The organism is Mesorhizobium erdmanii USDA 3471, assembly GCF_000472705.1.
Classification (GTDB): domain Bacteria; phylum Pseudomonadota; class Alphaproteobacteria; order Rhizobiales; family Rhizobiaceae; genus Mesorhizobium; species Mesorhizobium erdmanii.
Window position 1 is genome coordinate 1 of sequence record NZ_AXAE01000042.1, and the last position, 17529, is coordinate 17529.

Consider the following 17529-nt stretch of genomic DNA (forward strand, 5'->3'; position numbering starts at 1 on the left):
TGCCTCATCAAAAAAATCGAGCCACTGCTTGGAGATGTCGCAGCCGACATAGTTCTGCATTATCATGTCCACGCCTCTTCCTGTGGTGCGGGGTCTGCAGCTAACAGCCCCGTGCAACTGTTCAGGTTGATGGTTCACCGGTGGGAAGGAACCGAGCCATGCCACGGCCTGTCCAGAAATGGGCGACCAGGATCCCTTCGGTTTCCTTCCCACTTCGACCATAACACTGAACAAACACACAGGATCCCAGGGTCTCCGCGACGTCGCTTCGCTCCTGCTTCGCCCAGGGATGACGAAGTTGCGAAGCTTCGGCCAATCACCCACGATCGTAGTCGATCAAGCATTGTAAGCTTAGGCTGCGACTGGTGAATTACCGGACCAGAATCGCCCTCAGATCATTCACATTCGTGCCCGTCGGCCCCGGCACGAACAGATCCCCAACCGCGTTGAACGCCGTCCAGGCATTGTTGCCGGCCAGCATCGCCTTGGCGTCGACGCCCGCCGCGCGCATGCGCGAGACGGTCGAGCCATCGGCGAAGGCACCGGCATTGTTTTCCGAGCCATCGATGCCGTCGGTGTCGGCGGCCAGGGCGTGAATGCCTTCCTGGCCGTTGACGGCGATGGCGAAGGCGAGCAGGAATTCCGAATTGCGTCCGCCCTTGCCTTTGGCGCGCAAGGTCACCGTTGTTTCGCCGCCCGACAGGATCAGCACCGGCTTCGAAAATGGCCGGTTGCGGGTCGCCACTTCGCGCGCGATGGCCGCGTGAACGCCGCCGACCTCGCGCGCCTCGCCCTCGATGGCATCGGAGAGGATGACGGCCTCGATGCCATGCCGCTTTGCTTCCACTGCCGCCGCTTCCAGCGACACGCCGGCCGAGGCGATCAGATGCACCTCGTTGCGTGAAAAGCGCTCATCATCAGGGCTTGGCGCATCGGCCGCCGGCGCGTTGATGTGCGCCATCACCGAGGCCGGCAGCTTCATGCCGTAGGCGGCGATGGAGGCCAGCGCGTCTTGACGGCTGCCTCTGTCAGGCACCGTCGGCCCGGAGGCGACGAGGGCCGGATTGTCGCCAGGAATGTCCGAGACCACCAGCGACACCACCTTGGCCGGCCAGGCGGCGGCCGCCAGCCGGCCGCCCTTGATGGTCGAGACATGCTTGCGAATGGTGTTCATGGCCGCGATCGGCGCGCCGGAAGCGAGCAGCGCCTCGTTGACGGCGATCTCGTCGGCAAGTGTCAGGCCTTCGGCCGGCGAGGGCAGCAGCGCCGAGCCGCCGCCGGAAATCAGCGCCACGACCAGATCGTCAGCCGTCAGTCCCTGCACCTTTGCCAACAGACGCCGTGAGGCCTCGAGGCCAGCGGCGTCCGGCACCGGGTGCGCCGCCTCGATGATCTCAATGCGGTCGCATTTGGCGCCATAGCCGTAGCGGGTGACGACCAGCCCTTCGATCGGACCGTCCCAGGCCTTCTCGAAAGCCGCCGCCATCTGCGCCGAGCCTTTGCCAGCGCCAATGACGATGGTGCGCCCCTTGGGCCTGGCCGGCAGATGATCCTTGATGGTCCGTTCCGGGTCGGCGGCGGCGACGGCTGCGTTGAAGATGGCGGTGAGGAAGGATTTGGGGTCGAGCACGGTCATTCGGCTTCCGGAGCCAGCGCCAGTCCACGCTTGTCGATACCGAGATGCGCGCACAACGCATCGACGACGACGCCGTGATCCTCGCGCTCGGGCAGGCCGGAAACGGCGATCACCCCGATGACACCGGCGCCCTTGACCGTCACCGGAAAGCCGCCGCCGGCCAGCACATAGTCCGCTATGTCGAGACCTTCGCCAACCTTGAAGCTGCGGTCGGGGCGCTGCTGCTCCAGCACCAGGCGGTAGGTGCTCCTGAGATAGCGCCTGACGACATTGATCTTGCGCCGCGCCCAATCGGGATTGGAAGCATTCGAACCCGGCATCGCGGCATAGAACAGGGGGCGATCCCACAGCCTGATGTCGACGATGATGGGCAGATTTTCGGCGGTTGCGCGATCGCGGATGGCGGAACCGATCCTGAAAGCGGCGGCCTCATCGAAGGCCGGGAAGACAAGTAGCTCTTCCTGCCTCTTGATCAGTGCGATGTCGTCAGCAACGGCCATGTCGTTCCCCTGTCAACTTCGCCGCACGCTTTGACCGATGGCTGCCGCCGGGTCAAGCAAGGAACGCACCATGGCGCTCTAATTCGCCATATCGCTCTTTGCCGCCCGCCCCGCGACATAGACCTCGCGCACGGCGCGGTCGTCGCCCAGCGTCTGCAGGAGAAACAGTTCCTGCGCCAGCGTCTGCGCCGTTTCCATCCTGAGCCGCATCGCTGGGGTCGCGCTGGCATCGAGCACGACGATGTCGGCGTCGGTGCCTTCTTCCAGCGTGCCGATCTTGTCGGCGACGGACAGCGCCTCGGCATTGCCGCGGGTGATCTGCCAGAAGGACTGGAACGGGTTGAGCTTCTCGCCGTTCAGCGCGATCACCTTGTAGCCTTCGTCCATGGTGCGCAGCATGGAATAGTTGGTGCCGCCGCCGACATCGGTGGCAGTGGCGATCCTGAGCGGCTTGTCCCGCTGCCGGAAGCGCTGATAGTCGAACAGGCCGGAGCCGAGGAACAGGTTCGAGGTCGGGCAGAACACGGCGACGGAACCTGAGCCCGACAGCGCGTCCGCCTCGCGCTCCGACAGATGGATGCAGTGACCAAACAGGCTCTTTTTGCCCAGCAGCCCGTAATGTTCGTAGACGTCGGTATAGTCGCGCGACCACGGGTAAAGTTGTTGCGTGAAGACGATTTCGGCGTGGTTTTCCGACAGATGCGTCTGCATGTGCAGATCGGGATGCTCGCGCCGGAGCGCGCGGGCCATCTCCATCTGCTCCGGCGAGGAGGTGATGGCGAAGCGCGGCGTGATGGCATAAAGCTGCCGCCCCTTGCCGTGCCATTCCGCTATCAGCGCCTTTGTATCGTCATAGCCGGATTGCGGTGTGTCGAGCACGCCTTCGGGCGCATTGCGGTCCATCATCACCTTGCCGGCGATGTTGAGCATGTCGCGCGCGTGCGACTCGGCGAAAAAGGCTTCCGCCGAGGCCTTGTGCACTGAGCAGTAGGCGACGACCGTCGTCGTGCCGTGCCGCACCATCTCGTCGAGAAACAGCCGCGCGATGCGGCGGCCATGCTGGGCGTTGGCGAACTTGGTCTCTTCTGGAAACGTGTAGGTGTTCAGCCAGTCGAGCAGTTCGGCGCCGTAGGACGCGATGATCTGCATCTGCGGGACATGCACATGGGTGTCGATGAACCCGGGCAGCAGGAGATGCGGCCGGTGATCGATCTTTCTTGTTCCGTCATCGGCCTGCTTCTCGACGTCGGCATAGGCGCCGGTGGCGACGATCCTGCCATCCCTGATCAGCAGGCCGCCATCCTCCTCATAGCGCCACGCCGAATGGTCATCCATGGTCTGCGGCCAGCGCACGAAGGAGAGTGTGCGGCCGCGCAGAAGTGTCGAAGTCATGCCTATTTCCCCGCGCCTTCGAACCAGGCCACCAGCAGGGCCCGTTCCTTGTCGGTGATCTGGCTGACATTGGCGGGCGGCATGGCGTGGCTGCGGCCGGCCTGCAGATAGATCTCGCGGGCGTGGTTGGCGATATCGGCGTCGCTATCGAGGATCACGCCCTTCGGCGCGTGGTAGATGCCTTCATAGACAGGCTCCTGCGCATGGCACATCGAGCAGCGGCCGAGCACGGTGTCGCGCACCGCCGGGAAATGCGCCGAGGCGATATAGATGTCGGCCGAGGCGGACGCCTTTGGCTCGCCGGTCAGCACCTTCGGCACGGTCGACAGCCAGATGATGATGATGAACAGGACCAGGGCGCCGAGCCAGGTCCAGTGCGGGTTGCCGGCACGCTTGTGCACGGTGTTGAAATAGTGCCGGATCAAGACGCCGATGATGAACACCAGCGAGGCGATGACCCAGTTGAACTGCGTGCCGAACGCCAGCGGATAGTGGTTCGACAGCATCAGGAACAGCACCGGCAGCGTCAGATAGTTGTTGTGAAGCGAGCGCTGCTTGGCGATCTTGCCGTATTTCGGGTCGGGCTTGCGGCCGGCGATGAGGTCGGCGACGACGATCTTCTGGTTGGGGATGATGACCATGAAGACATTGGCCGACATGATCGTGGCGGTGATGGCGCCCAGATGCAGGAAGGCGGCGCGGCCGGTGAACAGGTGCGTCAGTCCCCAAGCGATGAACACCAGCACGCAGTAGAGCACCAGCATCAGACCGGTGTCGCTCTTGCCGAGCGGTGAACGGCACAGGAGATCGTAGACCACCCAGCCGACGCCGATCGTGGCCATCGACAACAGGATGCCGACCGGCACCGACATCGGCAGCACGTTGGGATCGATCAGGAACAGGTCCGCCCCGGCATAGTAGACCACGCATAGCATGGCGAAGCCGGACAGCCAGGTGGCGTAGGATTCCCATTTGAACCAGGTGAGGTGTTCGGGCATCTCGGCCGGCGCAACCAGATATTTCTGGATGTGGTAGAAACCGCCGCCATGAACCTGCCATTCCTCGCCAAAGGCGCCGACGGGCATGCCGGGACGCTGGCGCAGGCCGAGATCGAGCGCGACGAAATAAAACGACGAGCCGATCCAGGCGATGCCGGTGATGACATGCAGCCAGCGCACGGCGAAGCTCAGCCAGTCCCAGAAAATCGCGAAATCCATCATTTGCTACGTCCCTGCCGATCGGGTGACTTTACGGCGTGGCGCGTAAACGAAAAGGGGCGAGGTGCACGATGACTTTCAAAAAAAATTGGAAAATAATAGGTTGACCATACGCAGCCACCTAAGAGCCACGAAACCGCATGGCCTATCTCGACAATATCGCCGTCTTCGTCCGCGTCGTCGAGCTCGGCAATCTGTCGGCGGCGGGCCGCGACATGCGCATTTCGCCGGCGGTGGCCTCCAACCGCATCAAGGAACTGGAGAAGCATCTTGGCGTGCGGCTGTTCAACCGCACGACGCGGCAATTGATGCCGACCGAGCATGGCACGGTGTTTTATGCGGGCGCAAAGCAGGTGCTGGAGGCGATCACCGAAGCGGAAGCGGCTGTCTCGGCGCTCTCCGGGCAGCCGCGCGGCACCATCCGGGTGACCGCACCACTCGGCCTCGGGCGGCGGCTGCTGGCCTCCGGCATTCCCGATTTCCATGACAAGTATCCTGATATCGAGGTGCGGCTCAGGCTCTCGGACCACAATGTCGATATCATGAAGGAAGGCATCGACGTCGCCTTCCGGCTCGGCATCATCGAGGATTCCAGCCTCAGGATGCGCGGTATCATGGAATGCGAACGCGTCTTGGTGGCGGCGCCGAAATATCTTGAGGCGCGCGGCGAACCCGCCGAGCCGCAGGAGCTGATCGGCAAGAAGCACGACTGCCTGATGCTGCGCTATTCCGGCGCGCGCGAATATGTGTGGACGCTGCAGACGCCCACAGGACCCCAGAAATTCGAGGTGCACGGCCCTTACGACACCGACGACGGCGACGTGCTGACCGGCTGGGCGCTGTCGGGGCGCGGCATCATCAACAAGCCGCGCTTCGAGGTCGAACCCTTCATCCGTGACCGACGGCTGAAAGTGATCCTTGCCAACACGCCGCCGACGCCGGTGCAGTTCGCCGCCGTCTATCCGCACAAGAAGCTGCAGGACCCAAAGGTGCGGCTGCTGCTCGACTTCATGGCCGAGCGCTGTCAGCGGCTGATCAAGGATATTCTGGCTGGGAAGTAGGCTGGCTATGCTTCGGGATTGGCCGAAGCCTCCACGACGTCGTCATCCACGGGCGGAGCGACGCGAAGCGGAGCGCAGACCCGAGGATCCATTCCGCGACCTTTGACCGGGGCGTAGCGGCGCAGAATTTTGCACCGTCGCAGCGCTTCAGAGTCACGGCATGGATTCTAGGGTCTGCGCTGCGTCGCTTCGCTCCTTGCTCCGCCCTAGAATGACGACGTGATGGGGGTTCAAGCTAATTGCCGAAGTACGCGGCCACCAACACGACATTTGGGCCGTCAAGACTTCCACCTCAAGCGAAGCGATGCCTGGCCGGCAAGTGACAGCCCGGTGGCCCACTGAAGCCCGTTGCCTTGCGCGAAAGCGAGCCTAGGTTGGTACCCGAATGGCTGCACGACGCCGGTCGCAGCCGAATGGGCCGCCTGCATGCATCTCGCCATTTCGCTCGACATCGCTGCCGCCACCAGAGAGGCCGTTCTGGATTTCAGCCGGATCAGCAAATTCGTGCTACAGGCAGAAGCGGCTGGCGTCGACATGGTCGCGATCTCCGACTCTGCGGACGGGCCGTCAAGCAGCCCCTTTGAAGCGACGACCTTGCTGGCGGCGCTGGCGACGGTGACCAACAGGATCGGCCTCGTCGCGTCGGCCTCGACAATTGCCCACCAGCCCTACAATCTGGCGCGCCGCTTTGCTTCGCTCGACATCATCAGCCATGGCCGCGCCGGCTGGAATGCGACGATGGCGCAGAGCGCTGGTGAGGCGGCCAATTTCAGCCGGCCGGAAGGGTTTTCCGACGCTGACTTTCGCCGTCGCAGCGAGGAATATATCGGCATCGTTCAAGGCCTGTGGCAGGGCTGGGATGCCGACGCGTTGCTTTTCGACAAGAGCGGAGGCCGCTTCCACGACCCGGAAAAGATGCATTTGCTGGACCACAAGGGCGAATTCTTTTCGGTGAGAGGGCCGCTGAACGTAGCGCGCTCACCCCAGGACACGCCGGTGCTGGTGCTGTCTGGCCTGTCGGAACCTGATCTGGATAATGCGGCCCGCACCGCTGATGTCATTTTCATGGACAGCGGATCAGTCGAGAGCACGAAGATACGATTTGACGATCTGAAGCGCCGCGTTGCCGCCCGCGGGCGCGACCCGGATGCCGTGAAGATGCTGGCGACTGTCCCACTGGCGGCCGATGAGACGCCGACCACCGTCGCCGATAGGCTGGAGACCCAATTCCGCGCGAAGAGCTGCGACGGCTTCGACATCCGGCTGCCCGCGCGGCACCCGGCGCTCGACGATTTCGCCGAGCGCGTTCTGCCGGAGCTTCGGCGACGCGGCCTCGTTCGAGAGACCTATCGCGGGGCAACATTGCGCGCGCATCTGGGACTGGCCGGCGGAGGTGACCAATGACCGCGCGGATGAAGCTCGGCGCTTTCCTGTGGGCGACTGGCCACCACATCGCCGCGTGGCGCCACCCCAAGGCGCATGTGACGGCCGGCGTCGACATCGACCACTACATCCAACTGGCGCGCACGGCGGAAGCGGCCAAGTTCGACATGATCTTCTGCGAGGACGCCGCGGGCTTGCGCGAAGCCAATGTCGGCATCGCCAGCCAGACATCGCGATCGATCGGCTTCGAGCCGATCAGCCTGCTGTCGGCGCTGGCCGTGCAGACCAGCCGCATCGGCCTCGTTTCGACGGCTTCGACAAGCTACAACGAACCCTATGGCCTGGCGCGGACCTTCCTGTCGCTCGACCATCTCAGCGGCGGCCGCGCCGGCTGGAATCTGGTCACCTCGGCGAGCCCCATCGAAGCCGCCAATTTCGGCTCGACAGGCCTCAAGCCGCATGCCGACCGCTACGAGCGGGCGCGTGAATTCGCCGAGGTGGTGACCGGGCTCTGGCACGGCAACGCTCCCGGCCATGACGGCCAGAGCTTTTCGGTGCATGATCCGCTCGACTTGCCGCGTTCGCCGCAAGGTGCGCCCGTCATGGTCCAGGCCGGCGCCTCGGATGTCGGCCGCGACCTTGCTGCCCGCACCGCAGACGTGGTGTTCACGGCGGCGCAGACCTTCGAGGAAGCAAAGGCCTTCTACGACGATCTCAAGGGGCGCATGGCCGCCTATGGGCGCGAGCCCGACGACATCAAGATCATGCCTGGCGTCTCACCCGTGGTGGCGCAAACCGAGGCCGAAGCCCGAGAGAAACACGAGGAATTGCAGGAACTGATCCCCGACGATGTCGGCGTGGCGCTGCTCTCCAGCTATCTGAGCATCTCCGATCTTTGGCGCCATCCGATCGACGGGCCGTTACCGGAACTTCCCGAAAGCGAGGGCATGAAAAGCCGGCAGGCGCTGGTCGTCGAGCAGTCGCGCCGCGACGGCCTCTCCATCCGCCAGCTTGCCCGCCATTTCGCCGGCGCGCGCGGCCATTGGCGCATCGTCGGAACGGCGGCGCAGGTCGCGGATGAGTTGCAGGCGCGGTTCGAGGGTGGTGCCGCCGACGGCTTCAATGTCATGCCGTCCTATTTCCCGGGTGAGCTCGATGCCTTTGCCACGCTTGTCGTGCCGGAACTGCAGCGGCGCGGCCTGTTCCGCCGGGACTACGAGGGCCGCACGCTGCGCGACCATCTTGGCTTGAAACGGCCGGCCTGAGCCGGGAATTTCTACGCCGGGTCCATCATCCGGGCCGTGCCCGAAACCCTGATCGAACTGCCGATCTCAGGTGGAATATCGGCATGCAGGCGCGAACGCATGCCCATGTCCTCGCCCTGCACGACATCGATCGCGCCGCCATGCGGCCAGCCAATATCCCTGAGATAGCCGGCGAAGGCGGCCGTCGAGGCGCCCGTCGCCGGGTCCTCATAGACGCCGCCGGAGGCAAAGGGATTGCGCGTGTGGAAAAGCCGAGGCGTTTCGGAATGGGCAAGCAGGATCGTCACCAGCCCTTCGCGCCGCATCAGGGCCTGGCCGGCTTTCAACTCGTAGCGCATGGCGGCCAGCGCCTGGCGTGACTTGAGCGCCAAAACCAGATGGTCGGCGCCGCCATGGATCAACGCCGGTGGAATGGCCGGATCGAGATCGGTCGCGGCATAACCGAACAGCGCCAGCGCCTCGGCAATCAGCGCCGGCGGCGCCGGCTTGCTGTGCGTTGCTGGCGACTGCAAGGCGGCCGCAACGTTCATGCCATCACGGAATCCTTCGACGGTGATGTTGGCCTGGTTGAGGACCAGCGGGAAAATCCCGTCGCCGAACCGCCGGACAAGGGCTGCCCCCAAGGCGATGGTGGCGTGCCCGCAGAAGGGAACCTCGGTTTCCGGCGAGAAATAGCGAACCCGCCAGTTCTTCCCATCCGGCGCGGCAAAGGCGGTTTCCGAGAACCCGACCTCAGCCGCCAGGCGCTGCATCTCGGCCGCTTCGGGCAAGATATCGCCGACCAGGACGCCGGCAGGATTGCCGCCGGTATTGCCATCCGAAAAGGCGGCGATCTTCAGAACGTCCATGTACCCACCTCATGCCGTGATGCCGGTGGATACCGCAAATGCATGGCTCGGGCGATTGAAAAACGGATGAGTGGACGGGCAGCCCTGGCTAACCGGCCATGACCTTGTCCTGCCGGACCTGACGGCCGGCATCCGATGCCGTGTTGTGGACGGCAAGCGCCGTCATGATCTCGGCTGCCGCAAGGGCCGCGATGACAGTCGGCCGCTTGTCCTTGACGGCATCACCGCCGATCGGCGAGACGAGGCGGCCAAATTCGGCCTCCGTGCCATCGGCCGATTTCAAGAACCAGTTCCTGAACGTCGCTTTCTTGGTCTTCGAGCCGATCATGCCGACATAGGCCGCGTCGTCGCGTTTCAGTGCCTCGGTGACGATCAGGAAATCCAGCGCATGGTCGTGGGTGAGGATGGCGAAGGCGGTACCCGCCGGGGCGTTGCGCACCTCGGCCTCGGGCATTGGCGTCAGCCGCGTCTCGACTGTTTCCGGCGTGCCTTCCAGCGCTTCGGCCCGGGTCTCGATGACGACGGCGTGGATGGGCAGCAGGGCCAGCGACGCCGCCAGCGCCTGGCCGACATGGCCGCCGCCAAAGAGATAAACATGCGGCAGGTGGGCTTCTTCGGATTCAGCGGCGGCAACCAGTTCGGCAGCGAGTGAAGGATCGACAAGCCGGATCAAGACTTCGACGCGCCCGCCGCAGCATTGGCCGATTTCGGGCCCGAGCGGGACGTCGAGCGTGGCGCAGACTTCATCGACCTCGATGCGGGCTTCCTCACCCACCATCTGCCTGGCCTTGTCGATCGCCATATATTCGAGCTGGCCGCCACCGATCGTACCAAGAATCGCCTCCTGCGAGACGAGCATGAAGGCGCCCTTCTCGCGCGGCGTTGAGCCTTTGGTTCCGGCCACCTCGACCAGCGCGACCCGGCCGGCGCTGGCGAGAAAGGCTTTCAAGCTTTGCACTTTCGAGTTCATCGTTCGCGTTCCCGAATAGGGAATATAGGTTTTTTCGACTGGGATTGCACGTTTGGCGGCCTCAAGCGCCCGACTTGACCTCTTTCTTCAGCCGCTCGATCGCCATCAGCACGCGTTCAGGCGTTGCCGGCGCATCGAGGCGCGGGCAGATTTTGTGGTCGGCGACGCTTGCCACCGCATCCGACAGCGCATGCAGCACCGACATGCCGTGCGGCAGCGGGGGCTCGCCAACCGCTTTGGAGCGATGGATGGTCGGTTCATAGGCCTGCGACCAGTCGGTCAGCGCCACGTTGAAGATCTTCGGGCGATCCGACGCCAGCGGGATCTTGTAGGTGGACGGCGCATGCGTGCGCAGCCTGCCCTTGTCGTCCCACCACAGCTCTTCAGTCGTCAGCCAGCCCATGCCCTGGATGAAGCCACCCTCGACCTGGCCAATATCGATGGCCCGGTTCAGCGAGCGGCCGCAATCGTGCAGGATGTCGGCGCGCTCGACGACATATTCGCCGGTCAGCGTGTCGACCGACACTTCCGCGCAGGCGGCGCCATAGGCGTAGTAGTAGAAGGCATGGCCCTGGCCCTTGCCACGGTCCCAATGGATTTTCGGCGTCTTGTAGAAGCCAGCGGCCGAGAGCTGGACGCGCGCAATATAGGCCTGCCTGACCAGATCGTTGAAACTGACCTCCTGGTTGCCGACGCGCACCCTGTTGGGCAGGAACACTACCTGGTCGACCGGCACCTGGTATCTCTCGGCGGCGAAATCGGTCAGCCGCTGCCGGATCTGGCGCGCTGCGTTCTGCGCCGCCATGCCGTTGAGGTCGGCGCCGGAGGAGGCCGCGGTCGGCGCGGTGTTGGGCACCTTGGCGGTGGTGGTGGCGGTGATCTTGACCCGTTCGAGGTCGATCTGGAATTCCTCCGCCACGACTTGCGCTACTTTCAGATGCAGGCCCTGCCCCATTTCGGTGCCGCCATGGTTCATGTGCACCGAGCCGTCGGCATAGACATGCACCAGCGCGCCGGCCTGGTTGGATTCGGTCTTGGTGAAGGAGATACCGAACTTGACCGGCGTGAGTGCCAGGCCACGCTTGATGAACCGGCTGTTGGCGTTGAAGGCCTGGATCTCGCGCCGCCGCCGCGGGTAATTGGCGCTTTCCTCCAATTCAGCGACGATGCGCTGGATGATGTTGTCCTCGACCTTCTGGTGATAGGGCGTGACGTTGCGCCTGCCGATCGCCTCCATCGGGTCATAGAAATTCAGCTTGCGGATTTCGAGCGGATCCTTGCCGACCGCGAAGGCGACCTCGTCGATAATGCGCTCGGCGCCGATCATGCCCTGCGGGCCGCCGAAGCCGCGAAAGGCGGTGTTGGAAACGGTGTTGGTGTAAAGCGGCGCCGACTTGGCGTGGACATTCGGATAGAAATAGGCGTTGTCGCAATGGAACAGCGCACGGTCGCCGACCGGACCGGACAGGTCGGCCGAGAAGCCGGCATTGAGTGCGAACATGAAGTCGACGCCAAGGATATTGCCCTCGTCGTCGAAGCCGACTTCATAGTCTATGGCGAAGTCGTGCCGTTTGCCGGTGGCGGTCATATCCTCGTCGCGGTCGAGCCTGACCTTGACCGCGCGTTTCAGTTTCTTGGCGGCAATGGCGGCGATCGCCGCGCATTGATTGGCCTGTGTTTCCTTGCCGCCAAAGCCGCCACCCATGCGCCGAACTTCGACTGTCACCGCATGGCTCGGTACGCCGAGCGCATGGGAGACGAGATGCTGGGTCTCGCTCGGCCCCTGGGTCGAGCAATAGACCGTGACCTCGTCGTCTTCACCGGGCACCGCCAACGATACCTGGCCCTCGAGGTAGAAATGGTCCTGTCCGCCAAGCTTCATGCGCCCCTTCACCCGACGGGGCGCCGCGGCGATCGCGGCGGCCGCGTCGCCGCGCCGCAAGGTCAGCGGCGTGGTGACCAGCCTGTCCGTGACCGGGTCCAACGGCCAGATGCCGAGGATGGCCGGAATCTCGTCATACTCGATCTTGGCTAGCCGCGCCGCACGGCGCGCCGCATCCCGTGTCTCGGCAATGACGGCGAAGATCGGCTGGCCGAAGAACTGCACCTTGCCTTCGGCCAGCACCGGATCGTCATGCATGCCGCTCGGCGAGACGTCGTTTTCGCCGGGCACATCGGCATAAGTCAGCACATCGACAACGCCCGGCGCGGACCGCACCGCGGAAATGTCCACGCTTTTCAAGGTGCCGTGCGCCACTTTCGACAGGCCGAGTCCGACATGCAGCGTGCCCGCCGGTTCCGGCATATCGTCGATATAGACGGCGGCGCCACTGACATGCTTATGGGCGGAATCATGCCGCTGATCGGTGGCGACGCCGCCGGCGATCTTTTCGGCCTTGAGATTCGATGTGGCGTGCTTGTTCATCATGCCGCCTCGTTTCTTGAAACCTGGAAGGGTGCCTTGGTGCCAGTGGCTTCGACAAAGAAACGCAGCAACAGGTTTTTGGCTGCCAACGCACGATATTCCGCCGACGCCCGCATATCGGTGAGCGGCGTGAAATCCCTAGTGTATTCGGCCATCGCCGTCCCGACCGTCTCTTCGGTCCAGGGTTTGCCAAGCAGTGCCTTTTCGACGGCGCTTGCCCGCTTCGGCGTCGCCGCCATACCGCCATAGGCGATGCGCACATCGGCGACCGTGCCGTCCTGGGCCAGCGTCAGGAAAAAGGCGCCGAGGGCCGCGGTGATATCCTCGTCGCGGCGCTTGGTGATCTTGTAGACGGCAAATTTTTCTCCCTTGGCCGGCACGGGTACGTGCACGGCCTCGACGAACTCGCCCGGCTGCCGGTCCTGCTTGCCATAGGCAATGAAGAAGGTTTCCAGCGGGATCGTGCGCCGTTTGCTGCCCTTGCGCAGCGTCAGCCGGGCGCCGAGCGCGATCAAGGGTGGCGGCGTGTCGCCGATCGGCGAGCCGTTGGCGATGTTGCCGCCGATGGTGCCCATGTTGCGCACCTGTTCGCCGCCGATGCGGTCGAACAGCGGCCCCAGCGCCGGGATGCGGTTGGCCAGCGTCGAGAAGGCATCGGTGTAGGTGACGCCGGCGCCGATCGATATGACGCTCTGGTCCTCGGAAATGGCGCACAGCCCGTCGAGGTTGCCTATGAAGATCACGGGCGAGATGTCGCGCATGTGCTTGGTCACCCACAGGCCGACATCGGTCGAACCGGCAACGATCGTGGCGCCGGGCTCCTTGTCCAATATTGCGGCGAAATCATCGACATTGGCGGGCACGATGAGCCGCGCCTTGGCCGAACCGATCTCGATCCGCGCGCCGTCCTGCATGGCCTCCAACCTCGCCATGATCGCCTTGCGCTCCACCGCCAGCGGATCCTTTGCCGCCTTGCCATAGCTGGAGATGGCGTGCGCGGCGCGCATGATGGCCTCATAGCCGGTGCAGCGGCAGAGATTGCCTTGCAGGGCCTTCTCGATCGCCGCGTTCGACGGGTCCGGCGTCTTCATCCATAGGCCGTAGAGCGACATGACGAAACCCGGCGTGCAGAAACCGCATTGCGAGCCGTGGAAGTCGACCATTGCCTGCTGGACCGGATGCAACTGACCTGGTTCTCCGCGCAGATGCTCGACCGTCACGACATGGGTGCCGTCGAGCGAGCCGAGGAAACGGATGCAGGCGTTGACGCTTTCATAGACCAGGCCACCGGCCGAGAGCTTGCCGACGAGCACGGTGCAGGCGCCGCAATCGCCCTCGGCGCAGCCTTCCTTGGTGCCGCGCAGCGAACGGTCGAGCCGCAGCCAGTCAAGCAAGGTGGCGTCCGGCGCCACCGACGACAGCACGACATTCCTGCCATTGAGGATGAAGCGGATCTCGTTGCGGATGGAAACCCTGGCCATGCCCTCAGCTCCCCCTGTAGGTCGAATAGCCGTAGGGCGAGATCAGTAATGGTACATGGTAATGCACCGGCTCGGCCATGCCGAAGCGGATCGGCACGCTGTCGAGGAAGGCTGGCTTGGGCAATTCTGTGCCCTGGCCGCGCAGATAGTCACCCGCCGCGAAGACCAGCTCGTATTCGCCGATGCCGAATTCTCGGCCGGCCAGCAGCGGTGCGTCGCAACGGCCGTCGGCATTGGTGGCCACGGTCTTCAGATGCGTCCTGGCCGAGCCATCGAGACGATAGAGCGCGATCGACAATCCAGCCGCCGGCTTGCCGGTCGCCGTATCCAGCACGTGGGTCGTCAGACGCCCGCCATCGGCTTTCGACGTTTCTGCCATTGGCCGCCTCCCATCCAGGTACATCAGAACAATAGTGGTGAATTGTGCGCCAATTAAAGGCGATGCATAAGTCCCGGTCGAGCGGAGTGCGACAAAAACACTTTCAAAAATTTTCGGGGGAATGCGAGAAGCACCCTTTCGATATCCTGATCATAACTTCCGGCGGTGTCCGGCAGGAGGGGTAATGCGTTACGAAAGAGACATGCGCGGCTACGGAGCCAATCCGCCGGATCCGAAATGGCCTGGCGGTGCGCATGTCGCCGTGCAGTTCGTCGTCAATTACGAAGAGGGCGGCGAGAATTGCGTGCTGCACGGCGACAAGGCTTCGGAAGCGTTCCTGTCGGAAATCGTCGGTGCGGCACCCTGGGTGGGTCAGCGCCACTGGAACATGGAATCGATCTACGAATATGGGGCGCGAGCCGGCTTCTGGCGGCTGCTTCGCCTGTTCAGCGAGGCCGAGGTTCCGGTGACTTGCTACGGCGTTGCCACCGCATTGGCACGCTCCCCCGACCAGGTTTCCGCCATGCAGGACGCCGGCTGGGAGATCGCCTCGCACGGGTTGCGGTGGATCGACTACCGCGACCACAGCGCCGAAGATGAGCGCCGCGACCTCGAAGCGGCAATCAAGCTGCATTACGAAGTGACCGGCCAGCGCCCGACGGGCTGGTATACGGGCCGCACATCGGTCAACACGGTGCCGCTGGTCGCCGAGGAAGGCGGCTTCGACTACGTCTCCGACACCTATGACGACGAACTGCCCTACTGGTTCGAGCACAGTGGCGGCTCGCAGCTCATCATCCCCTATACGCTCGACGCCAACGACATGCGCTTCGCCACGCCGCAGGGCTTCAATTCGGGCGACCAGTTCTTCGCCTATCTCAAGGACAGTTTCGACACGCTCTATGCCGAGGGCCAGGCCGGACGGCCGCGCATGATGAATATCGGCCTGCATTGCCGCCTCGTCGGGCGGCCGGGCCGGGTGGCGGCGCTGAAGCGCTTCGTCGACTACATCAAGTCGCACGACAAGGTCTGGCTGGCGCGGCGCATAGACATCGCCCGCCACTGGCAAGAGAACCATCCCTACAAGCCGGCGGCCCTGCGTCCGTCAAAGATGGAATTCGAAACCTTCGTCCACACTTTTGGCGGCGTGTTCGAGCATTCGCCCTGGATCGCCGAACGTGCCTTCGAGCTTGAACTCGGCCCGGCACATGATAGTGCCGGCGGCCTGCACAATGCGCTCTGCCGCATCTTCCGTTCCGCCAGCGAGACCGAACGGCTCGGCGTGCTCAACGCCCATCCCGACCTCGCCGGCAAGCTGGCCAAGGCCAAACGACTGACGGCGGAATCGACCAGGGAACAGGCCTCCGCCGGCCTCGATGCGTTGACCGACAAGGAACGCGAACTGTTCTCCAAGCTCAACGCCGCCTACGTCACCACCTTCGGCTTTCCCTTCATCATCGCGGTGAAGGGCAAGACCAAGGAGGAGATCCTGGCGGAATTCGAGGCCCGCATCGGAAATAGCCGCGGCGTCGAATTCGAAACCGCCTGCAAACAGGTCGAGCGCATCGCACTGCTCCGCCTCAAGGACCTGCTACCGCAATAGGTTTGAACCCATGGATACGGCCAGAATGCCCGAGCGAACCTACTATGCGCCACATGGCGGCCACTCCGGCCAGACCGAGCTTTTGACCGGCCGCGCCGTCTTCACCGAGGCCTATGCCGTTATCCCCAAGGGGGTGATGCAGGACATCGTCACCAGCGCCCTGCCGTTCTGGGACGAAACCCGCGTCTGGATCCTGTCGCGGCCGCTGTCCGGCTTCGCCGAGACATTTTCGCAATACATCGTCGAGGTCGCGCCCGGTGGCGGTAGCGAGCGGCCGGAACCCGATGCCGGCGCCGAGGGGGCGCTGTTCGTGGTTGAAGGCGAGTTGACGGTCATGCTTGCCGGCAAGGCGCATGTCTTGCGGCCAGGCGGTTTCGCTTTCCTGCCGCCTTCCAGTGGCTGGACAGTTCGCAACGAAGGCAAGGCTGCTGTCCGTTTCCACTGGATTCGCAAGGCTTACGAAGCGGTCGACGGGCTCGATACGCCGGAAGCCTTCTTCACCAACGAACAGGAGATCGCGCCGACGCCAATGCCCGGCACGGAGGGCCGCTGGGCGACGACACGGTTCGTCGATCCCGCCGACCTGCGCCACGACATGCATATGACCATCGTCACGCTCGAGTCCGGCGCCGTCATTCCGTTCGCCGAGACCCATGTCATGGAGCATGGGCTCTATGTGCTCGAGGGCAAGGGGGTCTACCGCCTCAACCAGGACTGGGTAGAGGTCGAGGCCGGCGACTATATGTGGCTGCGCGCCTTCTGCCCGCAGGCCTGTTATGCCGGCGGCCCCGGCAAATTCCGCTATCTGCTCTACAAGGACGTCAACCGGCACGCCAAGCTCGGCGGGGCGGGCATTGGCGGTCGCGCGCGGTGACCCGCATCACAGCACGTCCGCTGACCCGCGAGGCTTTTGCCGAGTTCGGCGACGTCATCGACATGGGCGGCGACAACCACTACCCGATCAATGGAGGCAAGGCCGAGCGTTACCACGATCTCGCCACGGCCGAGGCCGCTGGGCCCAACGCCCGCGTGCTGATCTCGATGGTGCGCGGCACGCCTTACGAGCTGCCGCTGAAGCTGACGATGGTCGAGCGTCACCCCTTTGGCAGCCAGGCCTTCGTTCCGCTGTCGCCGCGCCCGTTCCTGGTCGTCGTCTGCCATGACGGCAAGGAGGGGCCGGGCGAGCCGCATGCCTTCATCACCGCACCCGGACAAGGCATCAACTACCCCCGCAATCTTTGGCACGGCGTGCTGACGCCGCTCGGCGAGGCGCAGGATTTCCTGATCGTCGATCGTGGCGGCCACGGCTCCAACCTCGAGGAATTCCATTTCTCGCACGCCTACCAGATCCATCTCCCCTGAATTTCCT

Annotated in this window: 15 protein-coding genes; 6 read left to right on the forward strand and 9 right to left on the reverse strand. The window is 64.0% G+C overall.

Going from position 1 to position 17529, the window contains the following annotated elements; all coding sequences use genetic code 11:
• Positions 1-370: 370 nt before the first annotated feature.
• The 4 genes from A3AU_RS0126580 to A3AU_RS0126595 all read right to left on the reverse strand — a co-directional run bounded on the left by A3AU_RS0126580 (position 371) and on the right by A3AU_RS0126595 (position 4748).
• Positions 371-1636: a glycerate kinase type-2 family protein gene (locus A3AU_RS0126580; protein WP_027055590.1), complete on the reverse strand. Its 1266-nt coding sequence runs from the start codon at positions 1634-1636 to the stop codon at positions 371-373.
• Entirely contained in the window at positions 1633-2136 is a 504-nt protein-coding gene (locus A3AU_RS0126585) for a heme-degrading domain-containing protein (protein WP_027055591.1), read from the reverse strand. Before A3AU_RS0126585 ends, A3AU_RS0126580 begins: the two co-directional genes overlap by 4 nt.
• Before the next feature lie 78 nt (positions 2137-2214).
• Positions 2215-3528 (reverse strand): guanine deaminase, encoded by a 1314-nt coding sequence (gene guaD, locus A3AU_RS0126590; RefSeq protein ID WP_027055592.1) that lies wholly within the window; start codon positions 3526-3528, stop codon positions 2215-2217.
• A gap of 2 nt (positions 3529-3530) precedes the next feature.
• Entirely contained in the window at positions 3531-4748 is a 1218-nt protein-coding gene (locus A3AU_RS0126595) for a urate hydroxylase PuuD (protein WP_027055593.1), read from the reverse strand.
• Between the two features lie 137 nt (positions 4749-4885).
• On the opposite strand from A3AU_RS0126595, the gene A3AU_RS0126600 reads away from it, so the two are divergent.
• From A3AU_RS0126600 to A3AU_RS0126615, 3 genes are all read left to right on the forward strand, one after another.
• Positions 4886-5806, forward strand: coding sequence for a LysR family transcriptional regulator (locus tag A3AU_RS0126600; protein WP_027055594.1), 921 nt, complete (start codon positions 4886-4888; stop codon positions 5804-5806).
• A gap of 426 nt (positions 5807-6232) precedes the next feature.
• A complete protein-coding gene (locus A3AU_RS0126610; RefSeq protein ID WP_027055595.1) occupies positions 6233-7210 on the forward strand; it encodes an LLM class flavin-dependent oxidoreductase in 978 nt (325 codons plus the stop codon).
• Positions 7207-8454, forward strand: a complete 1248-nt coding sequence (locus tag A3AU_RS0126615) for an LLM class flavin-dependent oxidoreductase (protein WP_027055596.1) — start codon at positions 7207-7209, stop codon at positions 8452-8454. Before A3AU_RS0126610 ends, A3AU_RS0126615 begins: the two co-directional genes overlap by 4 nt.
• Before the next feature lie 11 nt (positions 8455-8465).
• Here A3AU_RS0126615 and A3AU_RS0126620 read toward each other — a convergent pair whose 3' ends face one another.
• The 5 genes from A3AU_RS0126620 to uraH all read right to left on the reverse strand — a co-directional run bounded on the left by A3AU_RS0126620 (position 8466) and on the right by uraH (position 14557).
• Positions 8466-9302 carry a PhzF family phenazine biosynthesis protein gene (locus tag A3AU_RS0126620; RefSeq protein WP_027055597.1) on the reverse strand — a complete coding sequence of 279 codons (837 nt, stop codon included), beginning with the start codon at positions 9300-9302 and terminating at the stop codon, positions 8466-8468.
• Positions 9303-9390: 88 nt separating this feature from the next.
• The gene (xdhC, locus tag A3AU_RS0126625; protein WP_027055598.1) at positions 9391-10272 is read right to left on the reverse strand and encodes a xanthine dehydrogenase accessory protein XdhC; all 882 of its coding nucleotides are present in this window, start codon (positions 10270-10272) and stop codon (positions 9391-9393) included.
• A 61-nt stretch (positions 10273-10333) separates the two neighbouring features.
• Positions 10334-12697 (reverse strand): xanthine dehydrogenase molybdopterin binding subunit, encoded by a 2364-nt coding sequence (gene xdhB, locus A3AU_RS0126630; RefSeq protein ID WP_027055599.1) that lies wholly within the window; start codon positions 12695-12697, stop codon positions 10334-10336.
• Positions 12697-14178 carry a xanthine dehydrogenase small subunit gene (gene xdhA, locus A3AU_RS0126635; RefSeq protein WP_027055600.1) on the reverse strand — a complete coding sequence of 494 codons (1482 nt, stop codon included), beginning with the start codon at positions 14176-14178 and terminating at the stop codon, positions 12697-12699. The genes xdhB and xdhA overlap by 1 nt, the downstream gene beginning before the upstream one ends.
• A 4-nt stretch (positions 14179-14182) precedes the next feature.
• The gene (gene uraH, locus A3AU_RS0126640) at positions 14183-14557 is read right to left on the reverse strand and encodes a hydroxyisourate hydrolase (RefSeq protein ID WP_027055601.1); all 375 of its coding nucleotides are present in this window, start codon (positions 14555-14557) and stop codon (positions 14183-14185) included.
• Between the two features lie 184 nt (positions 14558-14741).
• Here uraH and puuE point away from each other — a divergent pair, with 184 nt between their 5' ends.
• From puuE to A3AU_RS0126655, 3 genes are read left to right on the forward strand one after another with little or no spacing between them, the layout of a single operon-like run.
• Positions 14742-16160: an allantoinase PuuE gene (gene puuE, locus A3AU_RS0126645; RefSeq protein WP_027055602.1), complete on the forward strand. Its 1419-nt coding sequence runs from the start codon at positions 14742-14744 to the stop codon at positions 16158-16160.
• A gap of 10 nt (positions 16161-16170) precedes the next feature.
• On the forward strand, positions 16171-17034 hold the full coding sequence (locus tag A3AU_RS0126650; protein WP_027055603.1) for a bifunctional allantoicase/(S)-ureidoglycine aminohydrolase: 864 nt from the start codon (positions 16171-16173) through the stop codon (positions 17032-17034).
• Positions 17031-17522: an ureidoglycolate lyase gene (locus A3AU_RS0126655; protein ID WP_027055604.1), complete on the forward strand. Its 492-nt coding sequence runs from the start codon at positions 17031-17033 to the stop codon at positions 17520-17522. The genes A3AU_RS0126650 and A3AU_RS0126655 overlap by 4 nt, the downstream gene beginning before the upstream one ends.
• Positions 17523-17529 lie beyond the last annotated feature (7 nt).